13 protein-coding genes and 1 pseudogene are annotated in these 21,235 nt (G+C 62.2%); 6 read left to right on the top strand and 8 right to left on the bottom strand.

Annotated elements, in window-relative coordinates; all coding sequences use genetic code 11:
- Window positions 1-4: 4 nt before the first annotated feature.
- Together NXC24_RS19215 and NXC24_RS19210 are read right to left on the bottom strand one after the other, a co-directional pair.
- Window positions 5-400 carry a type II toxin-antitoxin system VapC family toxin gene (locus NXC24_RS19215; RefSeq protein ID WP_104824740.1) on the bottom strand — a complete coding sequence of 132 codons (396 nt, stop codon included), beginning with the start codon at window positions 398-400 and terminating at the stop codon, window positions 5-7.
- Window positions 400-624 carry a type II toxin-antitoxin system VapB family antitoxin gene (locus NXC24_RS19210; RefSeq protein WP_104824739.1) on the bottom strand — a complete coding sequence of 75 codons (225 nt, stop codon included), beginning with the start codon at window positions 622-624 and terminating at the stop codon, window positions 400-402. Before NXC24_RS19210 ends, NXC24_RS19215 begins: the two co-directional genes overlap by 1 nt.
- Before the next feature lie 193 nt (window positions 625-817).
- On the opposite strand from NXC24_RS19210, the gene NXC24_RS19205 reads away from it, so the two are divergent.
- Window positions 818-2,008 (top strand): acetyl-CoA C-acyltransferase, encoded by a 1,191-nt coding sequence (locus NXC24_RS19205; RefSeq protein ID WP_104824738.1) that lies wholly within the window; start codon window positions 818-820, stop codon window positions 2,006-2,008.
- A gap of 38 nt (window positions 2,009-2,046) precedes the next feature.
- Here the strand turns inward: NXC24_RS19205 and NXC24_RS19200 are convergent, their stop codons facing one another.
- The 3 genes from NXC24_RS19200 to NXC24_RS19190 all read right to left on the bottom strand — a co-directional run bounded on the left by NXC24_RS19200 (window position 2,047) and on the right by NXC24_RS19190 (window position 5,799).
- Window positions 2,047-2,364 carry a hypothetical protein gene (locus NXC24_RS19200; protein ID WP_104824737.1) on the bottom strand — a complete coding sequence of 106 codons (318 nt, stop codon included), beginning with the start codon at window positions 2,362-2,364 and terminating at the stop codon, window positions 2,047-2,049.
- 446 nt (window positions 2,365-2,810) lie between these two features.
- Complete coding sequence (gene cueR, locus NXC24_RS19195) at window positions 2,811-3,197, bottom strand: Cu(I)-responsive transcriptional regulator (protein ID WP_104824736.1); 387 nt, start codon at window positions 3,195-3,197, stop codon at window positions 2,811-2,813.
- Between the two features lie 91 nt (window positions 3,198-3,288).
- A complete protein-coding gene (locus NXC24_RS19190; protein WP_104824735.1) occupies window positions 3,289-5,799 on the bottom strand; it encodes a heavy metal translocating P-type ATPase in 2,511 nt (836 codons plus the stop codon).
- A 171-nt stretch (window positions 5,800-5,970) separates the two neighbouring features.
- Between NXC24_RS19190 and NXC24_RS19185 the strand changes: the two genes are divergently transcribed.
- The 5 genes from NXC24_RS19185 to NXC24_RS19165 all read left to right on the top strand — a co-directional run bounded on the left by NXC24_RS19185 (window position 5,971) and on the right by NXC24_RS19165 (window position 16,439).
- Complete coding sequence (locus NXC24_RS19185; protein WP_104824734.1) at window positions 5,971-7,077, top strand: RHE_PE00001 family protein; 1,107 nt, start codon at window positions 5,971-5,973, stop codon at window positions 7,075-7,077.
- 100 nt (window positions 7,078-7,177) lie between these two features.
- Complete coding sequence (locus NXC24_RS19180; protein WP_104824733.1) at window positions 7,178-8,341, top strand: amidase; 1,164 nt, start codon at window positions 7,178-7,180, stop codon at window positions 8,339-8,341.
- A gap of 369 nt (window positions 8,342-8,710) precedes the next feature.
- The gene (locus NXC24_RS19175; RefSeq protein WP_104824732.1) at window positions 8,711-10,219 is read left to right on the top strand and encodes an efflux RND transporter periplasmic adaptor subunit; all 1,509 of its coding nucleotides are present in this window, start codon (window positions 8,711-8,713) and stop codon (window positions 10,217-10,219) included.
- Window positions 10,216-13,335 (top strand): efflux RND transporter permease subunit, encoded by a 3,120-nt coding sequence (locus NXC24_RS19170; protein ID WP_104824731.1) that lies wholly within the window; start codon window positions 10,216-10,218, stop codon window positions 13,333-13,335. The genes NXC24_RS19175 and NXC24_RS19170 overlap by 4 nt, the downstream gene beginning before the upstream one ends.
- On the top strand, window positions 13,332-16,439 hold the full coding sequence (locus NXC24_RS19165; RefSeq protein ID WP_104824730.1) for an efflux RND transporter permease subunit: 3,108 nt from the start codon (window positions 13,332-13,334) through the stop codon (window positions 16,437-16,439). Before NXC24_RS19170 ends, NXC24_RS19165 begins: the two co-directional genes overlap by 4 nt.
- A 129-nt stretch (window positions 16,440-16,568) precedes the next feature.
- Here the strand turns inward: NXC24_RS19165 and NXC24_RS35740 are convergent.
- From NXC24_RS35740 to NXC24_RS19145, 3 genes and pseudogenes are all read right to left on the bottom strand, one after another.
- A pseudogene (locus tag NXC24_RS35740) lies at window positions 16,569-16,828 on the bottom strand (plasmid stabilization protein).
- Window positions 16,829-16,925: 97 nt separating this feature from the next.
- Window positions 16,926-17,948 (bottom strand): zinc-binding alcohol dehydrogenase family protein, encoded by a 1,023-nt coding sequence (locus NXC24_RS19150; RefSeq protein WP_104824729.1) that lies wholly within the window; start codon window positions 17,946-17,948, stop codon window positions 16,926-16,928.
- Window positions 17,949-18,088: 140 nt separating this feature from the next.
- Window positions 18,089-21,235, bottom strand: a complete 3,147-nt coding sequence (locus tag NXC24_RS19145; RefSeq protein WP_104824728.1) for an efflux RND transporter permease subunit — start codon at window positions 21,233-21,235, stop codon at window positions 18,089-18,091.

Genomic DNA, 21,235 nt, shown 5'->3' with positions numbered 1-21,235 from the left:
CAGGTTAGACCACCTCGATATCGGTCTGGGCGAATGCATCGCTCCGGAACAGAAGCGGCTGGCGATAATAGCGGGCGCAGGCATAGGTCATGCAGTCGTCGAGGCTGAGAGCCGCCGGATGGCGACCCTCGCCGTACCGCTCATGAGCTTCGATCGCCAGAAAGGCGGCCCGCGGCGGAATTGCGAGAAGCTGGATGTTCATCAGCTCCAGAAACGTCCGGACCGCATTCCCGGCGTCGACGATTGTGAGGTCAAGACGGCCGGCGACGCTGATCGCCGCCTGGGTTACCGCTAGCGGCGACGTCATGCGCGCGGTCGCAGCCTGCATGCGGGCGGCAAAGTTGCGGGCTTCTTCCTCATCGGTCATCATTGCGGAAAGCACCGAGGCATCGACAAACATCAGGCATCCCCTTCCGAAAGAGCATCCGCCTTGGTGCCGGCCTTCTGCTTCAGGTTACGACAGAAAGTGACGGCGATATCGACAAGCGACGGCTTGGCAAGCTCCTCGTTCAACGCCTTTTGCAATGCCAGCCGCACGGCTTCGGTTTTGGTGGACGTTTTGGTCAGCGCCTGGTAGCGCCGGGCCAATCGATCGATGGCATCGTCTTTGATGTAGAGAGGCATGGGATATCCATTTCTTTAGTGATGGATATCCTTAGAATATATCCACGAGGAGGACAATCATCGCGGTAGTCGGGATCGGGCAATAGCGGGCACTTCGTCCGAAGAAATGTTTCCGCGATATTTACATGACGAACATCATCTAACGTGATAGCAATAGCTTGATCCCTTAACTTGCAGATTGCGAGGAGCCATCATGTCCGTTACCGATCCTGTCGTTATCGTCTCCGCTACGCGCACGCCGCTCGGCCGTTTCCAGGGCGAATTGTCATCGTTGCAGGCGCCGGAACTCGGCTCCCATGTCATCCGTGCTGCCTTGGAGCGTGCCGGATTGTCGGCGGAGAAGGTGGACGAGGTGCTGTTCGGCTGCGTCCTGCCGGCGGGGCAGGGGCAGGCACCGGCGCGGCAGGCGGCGCGCGGCGCGGGAATGCCGGATGCGGTTGGCGCCACCACGATCAACAAGGTCTGCGGTTCCGGCATGAAGGCGACCATGCTGGCGCATGACCTGATCCTTGCCGGTTCCGCCTCGATCGCGGTCTCCGGCGGCATGGAGTCGATGTCGAATGCGCCCTATCTGCTCGCCAAGGCGCGGGGCGGCTATCGCATGGGCCATGACCGCATTTTCGACCACATGATGCTCGACGGGCTGGAAGACGCCTATGAGAAGGGCCGCTCGATGGGCGACTTCGGCGAGTTGGCGGTGGAAGCCTATCAGTTTAGCCGTGACGACCAGGATGCCTATGCCGTCGAGACGCTGACGCGGGCGCGCAAGGCGATCGAGACGGGGGCATTCGAGGCCGAGATTACGCCGATTTCCGTTGCTGCCAAGGGCGGACCGGTGACGATCGCTAAGGATGAGCATCCGCAGAAAGTCTCGCCGGAAAAAATCCCCGCGCTGAAGCCGGCTTTCCGCAAGGACGGTACCATCACCGCAGCCAGTGCCTCGGCCAATGCGGACGGCGCGGCTGCGCTGGTGCTGACGCGACGCTCGATCGCCGAGCGAGAGGGACTGCCGATCCTCGCCGAGATCAAGGCGCATGCCGCCCATAGCCAGGAGCCGGCGTGGTACACGACCGCGCCGATTCCGGCGATCCGCAAGGTGTTGGACAAGACCGGCTGGAAGGTCGGCGATGTCGACCTCTTCGAGATCAACGAAGCCTTCGCCGTCGTCGCCATGGCCGCCGCTAAGGACCTCGGCATTGCCCGCGACCGCCTCAACGTCAATGGAGGCGCCTGTGCGCTGGGCCATCCGATCGGGGCTACGGGCGCGCGGCTGATCGTGACGCTGCTGCACGCGCTGGAGCGTCAGGGTGCAACGCGGGGCGTCGCCGCACTCTGCATCGGCGGCGGCGAGGCGACGGCGATTGCGGTGGAGAGGATTGGGTGAGGAGAATCCTGCTGCCAACACCACGGTAGGGGAGCGGATTATGTTGCTAGCACAATGAGCAGGCCAATTATGCCGACTATGCTAAGGAACGTAATCACTAAGGTCTTGGTTGCGGTTTCGAATTCGCCGGCGATTGCCAATGCCCGGCCCAAGAATCCGCCAAAAATGCCGAGCATCAGAGCAACAAGCGTGGGTAAAACTAGCGCGGAACCGGCCCCTTCAAAGCTGCTCCCCAAAATCATCGAAAGGCACGCCGCAATCAGTGAAAGAGAGACTAGCATCAGAGGCCACGCTCGCTCGATAAGAGCGACGAGAAAAAAACCGATCGTGTACGGCACCAGCAGGCTGACGATCAAATCACACCCCCAAGTTCATGCGGAGGTATATCCTCGCGTAATGCGATAATACTTGGTGGTTCTTGCCAGTCAAATCTGTGCGTTATTTTCCGATCGTGACGCCGCTGCATGCGCTGCCGCGCCAGGGCGCTATGCGCGGCGTCGCAGTACTCCGCATCTGCGACGGCGATTGCGGTGGATCTGGTTGGGTGAGTGGATCGGGCAAGTCAGGAGCATCTGCCGATGCCGCGCTTGCGTGCCTGGTCCCTCATCCTAGCCTTCTCCCCGCTCATGCGGGGAGAAGGGACGACGGCGCAAAATAACGAGCCTCTTCGCTCCGCTGACCGAGGGTGGCGCGAGGCACCTTAAGCTCCCTCGCCCCCGCTTGCGGGGGAGAGGGCTGGGGTGAGCGGCCAGGCACATTGCCGCTGCATTGATGTATTCGCCTGACCCGCCGCCAAAAATTCTCACCCCTCCGATAGCTCCTCCAGGATCGGGCAGTCCGGCCGCTCATTGCCCTGGCAGGCATGCACGAGATGTTCCAGCGTGCGGCGCAGCTCGGTCAGTTCGCGGATCTTGCGGTCGATTTCGGTGAGTTTCGATGTGGCGATTTCCTTGACGTCGGCGCTGGCACGGCTTTTGTCTTCGTAGAGCGCCAGCAGTTGCCGGCACTCGTCGACGGAGAAGCCGAGGCTGCGGGAGCGGTGCAGGAAGCGTAGCTTGTGCACGTCGTCGGAGCCATAGTCGCGGTAGCCGTTGTCGCCTCGATCGGGGCGGATCAGGCCGATATCCTCGTAGTAACGGATTGTCTTTGCCGGCAGGCCGGAGCGGCCCGATGCTTCGCCGATATTCATGTGAACCCTCCTTATTTCGGTAGAGCGCTGTGCGTTCGTTTGAACGCACAAAGGTCGCTCTAGTCTTTTGAATCTAGAGCATCTTATCCGCTTACAGGCGGTTCCGCCTGAAAGCGGGATGCTCTAGTCTCAGCCGCAGCGCGTTGGCGATGACCGAGACCGAGGACAGGCTCATGGCCGCCGCCGCGATCATCGGCGATAGAAGCAGGCCGAAGACCGGGTAAAGCACGCCCGCGGCAAGCGGCACGCCGAGAGCATTATAGCCGAAGGCGAAGGCCAGGTTTTGTTTGATGTTGCGGATCGTGGCTTCCGAAAGGTGCCGTGCCCTGACGATGCCATTGAGATCGCCCTTCACCAGGGTGATGCCGGCACTTTCCATCGCGACATCGGCGCCGGTGCCCATGGCGATGCCGACATCGGCTGCGGCCAGCGCCGGCGCGTCGTTAACGCCGTCACCGGCCATGGCAACCACATTGCCCTTGGCCCGCAACTCGTCGATCAGCGCCTTCTTGCCTTCGGGCAACATATCGGCGCGGATTTCGTCGATGCCGAGACGCGCAGCGACGGCCTTGGCGGTCTGAGCGTTGTCGCCCGTTGCCATGATGATCTTCAGCCCGCTATCGTGCAGCGCCTTGATGGCGGCCGCTGTCGTCGGCTTGATCCGGTCGGCAACGGCGACGATGCCGGCCAACCGGCCATCGAGGGCGACGAACATCACGGTCTTGCCTTCACCGCGCAGACGTTCGGTTTCAGCCTGCAGCTCGTCGGTCGCAACGCCGAGATCGGTCATCATCGCGACATTGCCGAGGGCGATCGCCATATCGCCGGCGCGGCCCTCGACGCCCTTGCCGGTCTTTGCCGCGAAGCCGGATATGTCGAAAAGGCGCGCGCCGCGCTCCTGCGCGCCGGTTACGATCGCTTCGGCCAGTGGATGTTCGGAGCCGCGTTCCAGGCTGGCTGCGAGCGACAGCAGGCGCGCTTCGTCGACGCCGGCGGCGGGGACGACATCGGTCAGGTTCGGCCTGCCCTCGGTCAATGTGCCGGTCTTGTCGACGATCAGCGTGTCGACCTTGGCGAAGCGCTCCAGCGCCTCGGCGTCGCGCACCAGTACGCCCTCCTGCGCGCCTCGGCCGGTGGCGATCATGATCGACATCGGCGTCGCAAGCCCCAATGCGCAGGGGCAGGCGATGATCAGGACGGCGACGGCGGCGAGCAGTGCATGCGCCAGCCTCGGCTCCGGTCCGACAAAGGCCCAGACCGCAAAGGCGATGATGGCTGCAACCACGACGGCGGGCACGAAGACGGCCGAAACACGATCCACCATCGTCTGGATCGGCGCGCGGGACCGCTGCGCCTTGGCGACCAACTCGACGATGCGCGATAGTGTCGTTTCCACGCCGACCTTTTCGGCGATCATGATCAGCGTGCCGTTCTTGTTGATCGTGCCGCCGGTCAGCGCATCGCCCACGGTCTTTTCGACCGGGAGCGGCTCGCCCGTGATCATCGATTCGTCGATGGTCGACTGTCCCTCGGCAACGGAGCCGTCCACCGGCACGCGCTCGCCGGGCCGAATGCGCAGTCGGTCGCCGGCCTGGATATGATCGACAGGAACGTCGGTCTCGCTGCCGTCGGCGCCGATGCGGCGGGCGGTCTTGGGCGCGAGGTCGAGCAGCGCGTGGATCGCCGAGCCGGTGCGCTCGCGCGCCTTCAGCTCCAGCACCTGGCCGACAAATATCAGGGCGACGATGACCGCAGCGGCTTCGAAATAAACGGGCACAGCCTCGCCATGGCCGCGAAAGCTCATAGGGAAAATGCCGGGCACAAGCGTCGCCACGAGGCTGTAGAGATAGGCCGTGCCGACGCCGAGGCCGATCAGGGTCCACATGTTGGGGCTGCGGTTGCGAACTGAATTCCACGCCCGGCGGAAGAAGGGGAGAGCGGCCCAGAGCACGACCGGGGTCGCGAGCGCCAGCTCGATCCAGGTGGCGGTGGGCTCGCCGATTTGGTCGCGCAGAGGGAGGCCGAACATCGGCCCCATAGTGAGGATCAACAGCGGCAGCGACAGGGCAGCGCTCATCCAGAGGCGTCGTGTGAAATCGACAAGCTCCGGGTTCGGGCCTTTATCGGCGGCTGGCACCCCCATCGGTTCGAGGGCCATGCCGCATATCGGGCAATCGCCGGGATGATCGCTGATCACCTCGGGGTGCATTGGGCACGTATAGAGCGTGCCCTTCGGCATCGGCCTCGGTGTTGGCTTTTCGTCACCAAGATAGGCCGCCGGCTCGGCTTCGAATTTTGCTTTGCAGTCTGCGGAGCAAAAATAGAATTTCTCGCCCTCATGCTTCAGGAAATGTCGCGCGGTGGCGCGGTCGACATCCATGCCGCAAACCGGGTCTTTGGCCGTCAGGTAATTTTCGGGCGTTGCTTCGAATTTGTCGCGGCAACCTTCGCTGCAAAAGTGGAATGTATGGCCACGATAGTCCAGCGATGGTTTGCCCGCCTTGGGATCGACGGTCATGCCGCAGACGGGATCGCGGATCACCGCATCCTGTGGCGCATCGTGATGATGATGGTGGTGGTCATGTTCGTCGTGGAATGCCATCGGAAACTCCAGCGCTTGGAAGCGAGCGTGGCTAGGTTTATGAACCTTCCTGTTACTGGAAGGTCAAGAGGAAAATAGGAAGTACCGTCCACAGTTGAAAGAGGCTGCTTTCTATCCCGATGCCGTTAGGGGTGTTAACTTCCGTTAGATCAAATCAATCATGGGATTCCAATGCGATATGATCTTGCGAACTTGCCGCTGACGACACTTCTGCCCGCGATGACCAGGGCAGAGGATATGCTGGCGCGGCTGGATGAGCGAGCGTTGCGGCATGCTGTCGGCAACGGTTTTCGTGAGCGCGGGCATTTTTTCGATGCCGTTGGCGCGCTCTGGGTCGGCGGCGAACTGGTGCATGTCGAGGATCTGGTACTGCATGATGCACATGTCGACGCTCGCGCGCCGACGCATGAGCTGGTCATTGCGCATGCCGTGCTGCGCGCCCGGCGACGGCTGTGGAGCGCCGAGCCGGACTGGGGGCTGGGGATGGCCGGCATTGCCGCCCTGCGCGGCGACGTCGGCGACGCCGAGGAAACGGCCACTCCGCGCCCCATCTCTATCGAGACGGCCGAAATGGAAGAGGAGGAGGATGACGATGATGATGATTTCGGCATGGACTTTGCCGAGATCGATGCCGTCATCGCCCGCTCCGGCCAGGTGCTGGATGGAAAGATTCCCGAAGCCAGGATGGTGATGGCAGACGATCCGCTCGGCCTGATTCGTGACGACGATTGGGACGAGAACGAGCGGCTGGAGACCTGGCGCGCCGTCATCCACCAGGCCGATCTCCTGCCGCCGGCTTTGGGTGGTGCCGTGCTGTTCGATGCATGGGAGCGGATCGAGCCGCTGCGGCGGCAGCATTGGCTCGGCAGCCTGCTCGTCAGCGCCTATCTTCGCAGTCGCGGCAAAGTCACGTCGCACCTCTTCTGCCTCAATACCGGGCTGAAGTCCGTACGGCGGGAGCGCCGCCGCTCGCCGGATGGCACCATGCGATTGACCGCTTTTCTCGAAGCCATGGCACTATCGGCCGAAGCGGGGCTGAAGGAGCTCGATCGCCTGTCGCTCGCCAAGATACAGATGGAACAGCGGCTCAAGGATCGGCGGTCGAACAGCAGTTTGCGCGGCGTCATCGAGATCGTGCTTTCCCGGCCCATCGTCTCCGCCAGCATGGTTGCCCGCCATGTCGGCGTCACTTCCCGTGGCGCCCTCAATCTGGTGACGGAACTCGGTGTGCGCGAGATGACCGGACGCGGGCGTTATCGCGGCTGGGGTGTCCTTTGATGCGGTGAGCGCTAGATTGCTCATCGGAAGGTGGTGCCGTCATTGTTAGTAGGACGGAATGGGGCTAGCCTGATATTCCCGCCTTCACGGACATGCACCCATGCCTCTGATCGATACCGCCAATGCCTTCATCGAGCTCTTCGCACAACCCGTCCGTGCCACGGATAGCGGCTCGGTGGCGGGGCTGACCTTTGCTGCCAAGGACAATATCGATGTCGAAGGGCGGATCACCGGCAACGGCAATCCGATCTGGCGGCGCGCCCATGGCCCGGCGGTAGCGCATGCGCCTATCGTCGCCCGACTGCTGGCAGAGGGGGCAGTGCTCGCCGGCAAGACGCATATGGATGAATTTGCCTATAGTCTGATGGGCACCAACGCGCATTACGGCACGCCGCTGAACAGCGCGGCGCCCGACCGTGTGCCGGGTGGTTCCTCTTCCGGCTCGGCTGCGGCGGTCGCCGCCGGCCTGGTGGAATTCGCGCTGGGGACGGATACCGGCGGCTCGGTACGGCTGCCGGCCTCCTTCAACGGTATTTTCGGCATGCGGCCCAGTCATGGGGCGATCGACATGGGCGGCGTGGTGCCGCTCAGCCCCGGTTTCGATACGCTTGGCTGGTTTGCCCGCGATGTCGAAACGCTGGTTCGCGTCGGTCGCGCCCTTGGTCTTGCCGGCGAGGCGAATTTTTCGACGGCCTGGCTGCCTTCGGATATCTGGACGGGCGTCGATCCGGGACTTGCCGCATTGCTGCGGCCGATGACGGAAAAGATCGCGGCGTTGTTCGACAAAACCGTTACCGATCCGTTGCCGATCGTCGGGCCGGAAGAAAGGTCAGAAGCCTTTCGCTTCTGGCAGGGCTATGATGCATGGAAAGCGCTGGGCGGCTGGATCGAGGCGCATGATGTCGACCTCGGGCCTGACATCGCCTCGCGTTTCGCCGTGGCGCGATCCGTCAGCGACGAGACCTTTGCCAAGGTCGATGCGGTGCGCCACGAAATTGCTACTGCAATGGACGCGGCACTTGCCGGCGGTTTGGTGATGATCATCCCCACGGGCCCGGGTCCTGCGCCGCGCAGGGATTCATCGCAAGAGATATTCGACGCCTACCGGCAGCAGGCCATAGGCCTCCTCTCCATCGCCGGCCATGCCAGCCTGCCGCAGATTTCCATGCCGGCCGGGAAGATGGACGGCGGACCGGTAGGGCTGTCGGTCATCGGCCGCCGTGGTTGCGATGGCGGGTTGTTGGATCTGCTGAAAAGGCTGTGATGCCTGCCCTCGCGGCCCCTGTTGCCTGATTTTCAGCCCGCATTCGTTGGATAATCGATGGCTGCGCGGCTTGGCAGGAGCCATTTTCCAGTATGCCGACGACGGCGGGAATGATCTCGTCCAGCGGCTGCCCGAACCATAAGCGTCGCTCAGAGTTTGTAAGACAGCGAGGACATGGTGTGCCTTTGCTCATTTGCAACCACAACCCTGGTTTTCGTCCAATGTAACAGTTTGTTGCGCTAAGCCACACAAAAATGGACAAAATTTAATGGCCCTACCAAATTCCTAAGCGACAAGCTGCAAGCTAAAGTCGCGCCTATATCGCACCGGTAGATCATTGAAGCCGGAGCTGTGAAGGAAGGTATGTTGATGGCTCGGACATTTCGGGTCCTGATGTCGGTAGCAGTGATTGGCGCCGTGGCCTACGGCGCCTATGTGACACGCGATCGCTGGCTTGGCAGTGCCGAGCGTCTGCTCGGCTATCAGAGCGCGGCCGCGCCCGGCGAGCAGGCCCAGGGCGAACACCGTGGCAATCAGGGGCAGGGTTTTGGCCAAGGCGGCGGACGGCGGCGTGGCAGTCTTTCGCAATTCACCGGTCCGGTTCCAGTGCTGGCGGCGGATGCGAAATCCGCCGACGTCCCGGTCTATATCGACGGTGTCGGCTCGGTAAAGGCGCTGAACACGGTGACGGTTCGCGCCCAAGTCAGCGGCAAGATTGTCGAAATCGGTTTCGAGGAAGGCCAGGACATCAAGAAGGGCGACGTCATCGCCCGCATCGACGATGCCGTCTATAAGGCCCAGCTCGACCAGGCCATTGGCAAGAAGGCGCAGGACGAGGCATTGCTGGCCGGCGCGAAACGCGATCTCGATCGTTTTCAGCGCATGGTGCAGAGCGCTTCGGGCACGCAGCAGCAGGTCGATACCCAGATATCGCTTGTGGCGCAATATACGGCGGCGATCCAGTCCGACCAGGCAGCCATCGAAAGCGCGCAGGCGACGCTCGACTATACGACGATCGAGGCGCCGATCGACGGGCGCACCGGTATCCGCAATGTCGATGTCGGCAATCTCGTCAGCTCGTCGGACGCGACGGGCATAGTGACGCTGTCGCAGATCAAGCCGATTTCCATCCTGTTCTCCATTCCGCAGCAGCAGCTTGCCCGCGTCAATGCGGCGAGCGCGGCGGGTGCGCTTTCCGTCCAGGCGATCGCAAGCAACGGTCAGACGGTGATCGACAACGGCACGCTGGCGGTGGTCGACAACCAGGTCGATCCCACCACGGGTACGGTGAAGCTGAAGGCCAATTTTCCGAACGACAAGCTGGCGCTCTGGCCCGGCGCCTTCGTCAACGCCCGCCTGCTTGTCGAGACGCTGAAGGGCGTGACGGTCATTCCGACCGCTGCCGTGCAGCGTGGCCCGAACGGCACCTTTGTCTACATCGTCCGACAGGATCAAACGGTTGCCATGAAGCCGGTAACGGTGCGCCAGCAGGACGATGTACAGGCCGTCATCGCCGATGGCGTAGCCCCGGGCGACAAGGTGGTGACGACGGGCTTTGCGCGCCTACAGGACGGTTCGAAAGTACAGATTTCCGAAGGGGCCGGCGCGGGCGCACCGCCTGCAACGACGCCCGCGGTCGATGGGCAGCCGGTTGCCGAAAACGCAAACCAAACCAATCAGACCCAAACCAACGGCAATACGGCCAGTGATGGCCAGCGGCCGCATCGCCAGCATAATGGCCAGGGCGGTGGCAATGGTGGTCACCGCAGGCAGAAGGCGGATGGTGCCGGCGGCAATGATGCCAATCCCAACGCCAATACCGGCGGGGGCGATGCCGCTTCCACCAATCCACCCGCTACGTCAACTCAACAGCAATGAACGTCTCGTCGCTCTTCATCTCCAGGCCTGTCGCCACCTCGCTTCTCGGGGTCGCGGTGCTGTTGGGCGGCATTCTCGGCTTTCTCTTCCTTCCGGTCGCTCCGCTGCCGCAGGTGGATTTTCCGACGATCCAGGTGACGACGCAACTGCCGGGCGCCGATCCCGATACGATGGCGGCATTGGTGACCGCGCCGCTGGAGCGGCCGCTCGGGCAGATCCCGTCGTTGGCGTCGATGACCTCCTCGAGTGCCTTCGGCATCAGCCAGATCACCCTGCAGTTCGATCTCGGCCGCGATATCGATGGCGCGGCCCAGGATGTGCAGGCGGCGATCAATGCCGCCGGTTCGACATTGCCGCGCACGTTGCCCTATCCGCCGACCTATTCGAAGGTGAACCCCGCCGATACGCCGATCGTCACGCTGGCGCTGCGCTCCAACAGCTATTCGATCCGCGAACTCAGCGATTTCGCCGATACGATGATGGCACAGCGACTAAGCGAAGTTTCAGGGGTCGGCGATGTCAACATCCAGGGCGGCGTCAAGCCGGCGATCCGCATCCAGGCCGACCTGCCGCGGCTTGCCTCTTATGGTCTGGCGCTGGAGGATCTGCGCACCGCAATCACCAATGCCAGCGTTGCCGGCGCCAAGGGCGCGCTCGACGGCACGCAGCAGAGCTTCACGCTCGCCGCCAACGATCAGATCGTCGATCCCGACATCTACAAGTCCGTGATCGTCGCCTATCGCAACAATGCGCCGGTGCAGTTGAAGGATGTCGCCACCGTCGTCGAAGGGCTGGAGAACAACCGGGTCGGCGCCTGGTATCAGGGTCAGCCGGCTGTCATCCTCGACATCATGCGCCAACCGGGCGCCAACGTCATCCAGACGGTCGAGGGCGTGCAGAAGCAGATCCCGCGGCTGAAGCAGGCGCTGCCGGCCGGTATCTCGCTCGACATCGTCAACGACCGCACCGAGACGATCCGTGCTTCGATCCATGACGTACAATGGACGCTCGTCGTCAGCATCGGCCTGGTCATCCTCGTCGTTCTCCTGTTCCTGCGGACGGTGACGGCGACTTTCATCGCCGGCGTGGCCTTGCCGCTGTCGCTGATCGCGACCTTCGGCGTCATGTGGTTCGCCGGCTTCAGCCTCGATAATCTATCGCTGATGGCGCTCACCATCGGCACCGGTTTCGTCGTCGACGATGCCATCGTGATGATCGAGAACATCGCCCGCCATATCGAGGAGGGCGAGAGCCCGATGCAGGCGGCGCTGAAGGGCGCCGGCGAAATCGGCTTCACCATCATCTCGCTGACGTTCTCGCTGATCGCCGTCTTCATCCCGCTGCTGTTCATGACCGGCATCGTCGGGCGTATGTTCCGCGAGTTCGCGTTGACGCTGACCATCGCCGTGGTGGTGTCGGCGGTGATTTCGCTGACGTTGACGCCCATGATGTGCTCCCGCATCCTGCGCAAGCCGAAGGAGCATCGCGGCGGTTTGCTGGCGGGCACCGATCGCGGCATGGGACGGCTGGTCGAAGGCTACCGTCGCAGCCTCGTCTGGGCGGTGGACCGCAGCGGATTCATGCTGCTGGTCACGGTGGCAACGCTTGCCGCTACGATCGCCCTTTACATCGTCATTCCGAAAGGCTTCCTGCCGCCGCAGGATACCGGCCTGATCACCGCCGTCGTCGAAACCGAGCCGACCATCTCCTTCGAAGCGATGAAGCAGACGCAGGAGATCGTGGCCGAGCGGTTACGCAAAGACCCTGACGTAACCGGTATCGTCTCGGTTGTCGGCACCAGCGCCACCAACCTGACGCCCAACACCGGCAATCTCAGCCTGGTACTGAAGCCCAGGAGCCAGCGCGCGGCGTCGGCGGCCGATATCATCGACCGCATGCGTGGTGAAGTGGCCGATCTGCCCGGCATCCACGTTACGTTCCAGAGCGTGCGAGGCATCTCGATCAGCACGCGCGTCAGCCGTGCGCCCTATCAATATACGCTGACAGGCACGGATACGGCGACGGTGGTGGAGTGGGCGGAAAAACTGGCGCAGCGGCTGCAGCAGAGCCCGAAGCTGATCGACGTCGCCTCGGAAGTCGAGATGGGCGGCGGCCGCATCTTCGTCAATGTCGACCGCGAAACCGCTTCGCGACTCGGCGTCTCGATGCAGGCCGTCAGCGACACGCTGAACGACGCTTTCGGCCAGCGCCAGATCGCCACGATCTACGGGCAAGTCAATCAGTATCGCGTCATCCTCGAGGCTGCACCGCAATATCAGTCCGATCCGAAATCTCTCGACAAGCTCTACGTCGCCGGCGCCAGCGATACACAGGTGCCGCTCAACGCCTTTACGACGGCGTCGTTCATGACGGCACCGTTGGTCATCAGCCATGACGAACAGTTTCCGGCCGTGACGCTCAGTTTCGATCTCGCCAAGGGCGCGTCGCTCAGCGAGGCCGTCACCGAGATTCAGGCGGCGGAGCGCGATATCGGCATGCCAAGTTCGATCCAGCGCAATTATTCCGGCGATGCAGAGGAATTTGCCTCGTCGCTTGCGGGCGAGCCCTGGCTGATCCTGGCGGCTGTCGTGACGATCTATATTGTCCTTGGCCTGCTTTACGAGAGCGCCGTGCATCCCGTGACGATCCTGTCGACTTTGCCGTCGGCGGGCGTCGGTGCGCTGCTGGCATTGATGCTGTTCGGACAGGACCTGTCGATCATCGCACTGATCGGCATCGTGCTGCTGATGGGTATCGTGAAGAAGAACGCGATCATGATGATCGACTTCGCGCTGGAGGCCGAACGCAAGGAGGGGTTGGCGCCGCGCGAGGCGATCCTGAAAGCCTCGATCCTGCGTTTCCGCCCGATCATGATGACGACGCTTGCGGCGCTCTTCGGCGCACTGCCATTGGCGTTGGCGCAAGGTACCGGAGCGGAGCTGCGCATCCCGCTCGGCATCACCATCATCGGCGGCCTGGTGCTGTCGCAGCTTCTGACGCTCTATACGACGCCGGTGATCTATCTTGCTTTCGAAAGCCTGCGTGCCCGGATCGTCGGGCGTCCGACGGGCACGCCGGCTCCGGAACTGGACGAAGTCGCGGGTGGCGGGACATGAGCCTCTCCGAGCCTTTCATCAAACGTCCTGTCGGAACGACGCTTCTGGCGATCGGGCTGATGATCCTCGGCATCGTTTCCTATCGTTTTCTGCCGGTGGCGAGCCTGCCGACTGTTGATCTGCCGACGATCGTCGTCTCCGCCAGCCGCCCCGGCGCCGACCCCGCCAGCATGGCGGCAAGCGTCGCGGCGCCGCTGGAGCGACATCTCGGCACGATTGCCGGCATCACGCAGTTGACTTCGGTCAGTTCGCTTGGATCGAGCAGCATCGTCGCGCAATTCGATCTGTCGCGCAGCGTCGACGGCGCGGCGCAGGACGTGCAGGCAGCGCTGAACGCGGCGGCGACCGACCTGCCCGGCGATCTGCCGACCTTGCCTTCCTTCCGCAAGATCAACCCGGCGGCGGCGCCCGTGCTGATCCTGGCGCTGACATCGGACAATGTGTCGCCAAGCGCCATCTATGACGCGGCCGATACCGTGGTGGTACAGCGCATCTCGCAGGTGGACGGCGTCGGCGGCGTCACGGTCAGCGGCGCCGACCAGCCGGCCGTGCGCGTCAGGCTCGATCCCGACAGGCTCTCCGCCATGGGTCTGTCGCTAGACAGCGTTCGCACGGCAATCGTCAACGCCAATGTGCTCGGCCCCATCGGCTCGATCGACGGCAGCAATGCCGCCTTCTCCATTTCCATGAATGGCCAGCTCCGGACGCCGGAAGATTATGGCCGGATCATCGTGCAGAGCGGCGACGGCACGGCCGTTCGTCTCTCCGATATCGCCACCGTCGAGCCCGGCGTGCGCAATAGCCGCTCGGATGCCTGGTATGACGGCAAACCGGCCGTGCTGCTCAACATCACCAAGGAAGCGAACGCCAACGTCATTGCCACGGTGGATGGCGTCAAGGCGCTGATCCCCGAATTGCAGAGCCTCATTCCGTCCGGTGTCCACATCTCGGTTCTTTCCGACCGCACCACGACGATCCATACCAGCGTCACCGATATGCAATGGACGCTGCTTGCTACCATCTGCCTGGTCATGGCCGTGGTCTTCGTCTTCCTGCGGCGCGCCACGACGACTTTCGCAGCCGGGGTCACCGTGCCATTGTCGCTCTGCGGCACCTTTGCCGCCATGTGGCTCTTCGGACTGTCGATCGACAATCTGTCGCTGATGGCGCTTGCCGTTTCCGTCGGTTTCGTCGTCGACGACGCCATCGTGATGATCGAGAACATCTATGCCAATCTCGAAACCGGCGTGAAGCCGATGCGGGCCGCACTTGAGGGCGCGAAACAGATCGGCTTCACGGTCGTTTCGATCAGCCTTTCACTGCTTGCCGCCTTTATTCCCCTGTTCTTCATGGGCGGCATTGTCGGCCGCTTCTTCCAGACTTTCTCGCTGACGCTCGGTTTCACCATCGTCGTCTCGACCCTGGTGTCCCTGACGCTGACGCCGATGATCTGCGGCCACCGGCTGCGGGCGCGCGACATGGAGGCCCGGCCGGGCCTGTTCGGCCGGATCGTCGAAGGAACGCTCGGCGCAATCACCAATTTCTACGGTCGGACGCTGAAGGCGGTGCTGCATCATCGCGTGCTCTCCGTCCTCGTCATCCTCGCTTGCGTCGTCATATCAGCCTATCTTTATATCAAGGTGCCGAAGGGCTTCATTCCGCAGGATGATACCGGCTTCATTCAGGGCGGCACGCAGGCGGCGACCGACATCTCCTATCCCGCCATGGTCAAGCTGCAGCAGCAGGCGGCCGATATGGTCGCCAGGGATCCGGCCGTCTCCGGTGTCGGCTCGTCCGTGGGCGGCGGCGGGTTTTCCAGTTCGATCAATCGCGGGCAATTGTTCATTTCTCTGAAGCCCGAATCGGAACGCGTCTCGACCTCCGAGGTGATAGACCGGCTGCGCAAGCAACTGATGGCCATTCCCGGTCTCAGCACCTTCCTGTTTTCGCCGGGCGATATTCGCGCCGGCGGGCGCCAATCGCAGTCGCAATATCAGTTCACGCTCTGGGGCGCGAATTACGACGAGCTGGTGGATTGGGCGCCGAAAGTGCTGGCACGCCTGCAGACGCTGCCGGGGCTGACCGATGTCGCCACCGACCGGCAGCCGAACGGCTTGCAGGCGACGGTCAATATCAATCGTGATGAAGCCTCGCGGCTCGGCGTCAGCATCCAGTCGATCGACGCGGCGCTCAACAACGCCTTCGCGCAGCGGCAGGTGTCGACCATCTATACCCAGCGCAATCAATATCGCGTGGTGCTGGAGGCCGATCCCAGCTATGCCCGCGATCCCAATGATATTTCCAAGCTTTACGTGCCGGCGTCTGGCGGCATCCAGATCCCGCTCAGTGCGGTGGCCTCGGTCGAACGGACTCTAGCGCCGCTGGTGGTCAATCATCAGGGGCAATATCCTTCCGTCACCATCTCCTACAATCTGGCGCTCAATACCACGCTGGAGGCAGCAAACGATGCCATTCAACAGGCGGTGCTGCAAATGCATCTGCCGGATACGCTGCATGCGGATTTTGCCGGCGATGCGGCCAGCATCACACAATCTTCGAGCAGCCAGCCGCTGTTGCTCCTGGCGGCGCTGCTGACGGTCTATATCGTCCTCGGGATCCTCTACGAGAGCCTGGCGCACCCGTTGACGATCATCTCGACGCTACCATCAGCCGGTCTCGGGGCGCTGCTGGCGCTGGTCATCAGCGGCACGGAACTGACAATCATCGCCTTCATCGGCATCATCCTTCTGATCGGCATCGTCAAGAAGAACGGCATCATGATGGTGGATTTCGCGCTGCAGGGCGAACGCAAGCTCGGCCTGCCGTCGGAGGAGGCGATCTACGAGGCTTGCCTGAAACGCTTCCGGCCGATCCTGATGACCACGCTCGCCGCCTTGATGGGCGCCATCCCGCTGATCATCGCCACCGGCCCCGGCGCCGAGCTTCGCCGCCCCCTCGGCATCACCATCGTCGGCGGCCTGATTGTCTCGCAGGTGCTGACACTCTACACGACGCCAATCATCTACCTGATGCTGGCAAAGCTGCACAGTCGGTGGTCGACGAAGCAACCGGCAGAGACGCCTATGTCCTCGACGTCGGCATGATTGGGTGTCGGGGTTCAGCCGCGATGGTCCCATGGTTGACCATCGCAATTCCGGTGTTCAGAAAATCCGGCACGTTGCGTGTGGCCAGCATTGCTCCTCGCGATCCTGTGATCGCTGAATCGAGGATGATCATGGGTCAAGTTCGACCGGTCGGATCGGTTCGCGTGGCGCGATCTCCAATACGAGGCCGCCGGTTGCAGCCATCCGACGGCGAATTGGCTCCGCTAAATTTGGCTGCCGTGTTTCCTCAGTCGACAATGCAGCTCGCAGGATATCGCGTGCCTCATCTTCCATCGATCGTCCATATGCTGCCGCGCGCGCAGTCGTGCCTTCAGATGATCATCGATATTGCGGATCGTCATGCTGGCTAAAGGGGCCTCTCCTATCATCAATGATTGCACATTAATCATCGATGGCAGATTTTTAAATTGGGAATTTGGCCCTCATCATTCCGTGGGCGAATCGGAGACGCCATTCGCCGCAGCGCTAAGCGCCGCGCTCAATCACAATCTTGAGCGCATTGCGGTGGCTATCCCAATAGGGCAGCGCTTTTTCCGCTTCTTCAAAAGGGAAGACCTTCGAGATCAGCGCATCGGCCTTGTCGCCGATCTCCTCGAGATGGCTGATGACGTTTTGAAAATCGCGCATCAGGGCGTTGCGGGAGCCCATGATGTCGAGTTCCTTCAGGTTGAAGAACTGTGTCTGGTAGGTGACCGGCGCCTTGGAATAGCCGACATAGACGACACGGCCGCCGAAGCAGGCGAGATCGATGGCTTGGGTGAAGGTCGCGGCCAGGCCGACCGCCTCGAAAGCGACATCCACGCCATCGTCACCCGTCAATTCGCTGACCCTGGCGACGACATCCTCGCTGCCCGCATCGATCGCCTCGACGGCACCGAATTGCCGGGCAAGCGCGCGTTTTTCCTCGCTGAGATCGACGGCGATGACCTCGGCGCCGCGAGCGACGGCGGCGATCAAGACGCCCATGCCGATCATGCCGCAGCCAAGCACAACGACGCGATCGCCTTTCGCCACCCGTCCGCGTTCAACCGCATGAAAACCAACGGATAGCGGCTCGACCAAAGCCAGATGGCGCGGCGGCAGTGTATCGTTGAGGATCAGCTTTTCAGCCGGCAGCACGATCTCCTCGGCCAGACCGCCATCCTGCTGCACGCCGAGCGTCTTGTTGTAGCGGCAGGCATTGAGCCGGCCCTTGCGGCAGGAGGTGCACTCGCCGCAATTCGTGTACGGCATGACGATGACACGGCGGCCGGGCGCATAGGCGGGATCAACACCGGGGCCGACGGCAAGGATCTCGCCGCCGATTTCATGGCCGGGAATGCGCGGCAGCTTCACCAGGGGGTTGAGGCCCTTGAAGGTGTTGAGGTCGCTGCCGCAGAGCCCGATGTGCCGGACACCGACGCGGACCTGGCCGGCGCCCAACGGTCCTTCCGGGACCTCGTGGAAGCGCGTCACGTTTTCCGCCTCGATCATCAAAGCCCTGATCACAGCATTCTCCTCCCTTAAAAGCCATGCAAGTGACGCTTCTTAAAGCAATTCCAGGAAAAGTGCGAAGCGGTTTTCCGTCCGGGATGCGTAAAAACAAAGGTGTAGAGCGGGAAAGCGATTCCGTGAAACGCTGAACCGCTCTAGTGCGCCGTGTCCGGGGTTGGCTCGGATGTAGTGGTGCTTGTCGGCCGCTTCCCGCCCTTGAAGATGCGACGCACGGAGACGAAGAGCAAGGGGATGAAGAAGATGCCGAGTACGGTCGCCGAGATCATGCCGCCCATGACGCCGATGCCGATCGAGTTCTGGCTGCCGGAGCCTGCGCCGTTGGCGATCGCCAGCGGCATCACGCCGAGGATGAAGGCGAGCGAGGTCATCAGGATCGGTCGAAGGCGCTGACGGGCCGCTTCCAGCGTCGCCGGGATCAGATCCTTGCCGTTCGCCTGCTGCTCGATCGCGAATTCGACGATCAGAATGGCGTTCTTGGCCGCCAATCCTATGGTCGTCAGCAGGCCGACCTTGAAATAGACGTCGTTCGACTGGCCGAAAATGGTGGCGGCGAGAAGGGCACCGAAAATGCCGATCGGCACCGACAGCATGACGGCAAGCGGGATCGACCAGCTTTCGTAGAGGGCGGCCAGCGCCAGGAAGACGACCAGGATGGAGATGGCATAGAGCTGGGTCGCCTGATTGCCGGAAAGCTTTTCCTGGGCCGAGAGGCTCGTCCATTCATGGCTGAAGCCCGGCGGCAAGCTTGCCATGATCTGGTCGATCTGGTTCATGGCGTCGCCGGAGGAGACGCCGGGAGCGGCGGAACCCTGGATTTCGACGGCGGACGAGCCGTTGTAGCGTTCGAGACGCGGCGAGCCATAGGTCCATTCGCCCTTCGAGAAGGCGGAGAAGGGCACCATGGCACCATCGGAATTGCGCACATACCAGCGGCCGAAGTCCTCCGGCTGCATGCGGAAATTCTTATCCGCCTGAACATAGACCTTCTTGACGCGGCCACGATCGATGAAGTCGTTGACATAGGTACCGCCCCAGGCGGTCGAGAGCGTCGTGTCAATGTCGGAGAGTGCGATGTTCAGCGCGCTCGCCTTTTCCTGATCAATGTTCAGCGAATATTGCGGCGTGTCTTCCTGGCCGTTGGGACGCGTGCCGAAGAGCTTCTTATTCTGCGCTGCTGCGCCCAGCAACTGGTTGCGGGCGGCGATCAGGCTAGCATGGCCTGCGCCGTTGATGTCCTTGATGAAGAAATCGAAACCGCTGGAGCTGCCGAAGCCGGGAATGGCCGGCGGCGCGAGCGCAAAGACGCTGCCATCCTTGATTTTCGAAAAGGCGCCCATGGCGCGGCCGGCAATCGCCTGTGCTTTCGATTGTGGCGTCTTCCGCTCGGCAAAGTCCTTCAATCGGACGAAAACGATGCCGACATTCTGGCCCTGACCGCTGAAGCCGAAACCGGCGACGGCGAAAGCGCCTTCGACATAGTCTTTCTCATTGTTGAGATAATAGTCCTTCACCGTGTTAAGTACGGTCCAGGTGCGGGAATTCGTGGCACCCGGCGGAAGCTGGATGGCGGTCAGGAGGATGCCCTGATCCTCATCTGGCAGGAACGAGCTCGGCAGGCGGTTGAACAGATAGCCGACGGCGCCGCCGATCAACACGAACACCAGCAGGAAGACCGCCGTCAGGCGGATCATGCCGTGAATGCCGCTTTGGTAGCGAAGCGTTGCGCGCTCGAAATTGCGGTTGAACCATCCGAAGGCGCCACGCTGCTTGGAACCGTGCTCGGGCCTCTTCAGAATGGTGGCGCAGAGTGCCGGCGTGAGGATCAGCGCGACGATGACCGACAGGATCATCGCCGAGACGATCGTCACCGAGAACTGCCGGTAGATGACGCCGACTGAGCCCGAGAAGAAGGCCATCGGGATGAACACGGCAGAGAGAACCGTCGCGATGCCGATCAAAGCACCGGTAATTTCCTGCATCGACTTGATCGTCGCCTCGCGCGGCGAAAGACCTTCCTCCTCCATCACGCGCTCGACGTTTTCGACGACAACGATGGCGTCGTCGACCAAGAGGCCGATCGCCAGCACCATGCCGAACATTGTCAATGTGTTGATCGAATAGCCAAACAGCGACAGCACGCCGAAGGTGCCGAGCAGCACGACGGGAACGGCGAGCGTCGGGATCAAGGTAGCGCGGATGTTCTGCAAGAAGACGAACATGACGATGAAGACGAGTACGATAGCTTCGAACAGCGTCTTGACCACGTCTTCGATCGATAGCTTGACGAAGGGCGTCGTGTCGTAGGGATAGACGATTTCGACATTCGGCGGGAGAGTCTGGCTCAAGCTGCTGATGGTCGATCTCACCGCTTCCGCGGTATTGATGGCATTGGCGCCGGAAGCGAGCATGACGGCGAGACCGGCCGAAGGATGGCCGTTATAGGTGCTCGACGTGGTGTAGCTTTCCGCTCCAAGCTCGACCGTCGCGACATCGTTGAGGCGGACCAGCGAGCCATCGGACTGGCTCTTCAGGATGATGTTGTTGAACTGCTCGGGCGTCTGCAGGCGGCTCTTGGCCGTGACCGTTGCATTGAGCTGCTGGCCCTTTCGCTGCGGCAGCGCGCCGAGCTGGCCGGCCGAGACCTGCGAATTCTGCGACTGGATCGCGTTGGTGACGTCGCTGACCATCAACTGGTATTTGGCCAGCTTATCCGGATCGACCCAAATGCGCATGGCATAGCCGGCGCCGAAGATCTGAGTGTTGCCGACGCCTTCGATGCGCTTCAGCGTGTCATTCAGCGTGCTGGAAACATAGTCGGCAAGGTCGTTGGAATTCAGCTTGCCGTCCTTCGACACGAAGCCCACGACCATCAGGAAGTTCGATGTCGACTTGGAAACGGTGATACCCGTCGACTGCACCGTTTGCGGCAATTGCGCGGTGACGAGCTGCAGCTTGTTCTGCACCTGCATCTGCGCGACGTCGGAATCGGCCTTGTTGGTGAAGGTCAGCGAGATGGAGGCCTGGCCCGTCGATGTCGACGTCGATGTCATGTAGTCGAGATTGTCGATGCCGGTCATGCCCTGCTCGATGACCTTGGTCACCGAATTCTCGACGGTTGCGGCATCCGCGCCGGGATAGTTCGCGTTGATGCTCACCGTCGTCGGTGCGATCTGCGGATATTGCGAGATCGACAGCGTCAGGATCGACAACGCTCCGGCCAGCATGATGACGATGGCGATGACCCAGGCAAAGATCGGCCGGTCGATGAAAAAACGCGACAT

Origin of the sequence: Rhizobium sp. NXC24 (genome assembly GCF_002944315.1) — a bacterium.
Classification (GTDB): Bacteria; Pseudomonadota; Alphaproteobacteria; order Rhizobiales; family Rhizobiaceae; genus Rhizobium.
Note: the sequence above shows the minus strand (reverse complement) of the source record. Positions and strands in the feature narration are given on the sequence as shown.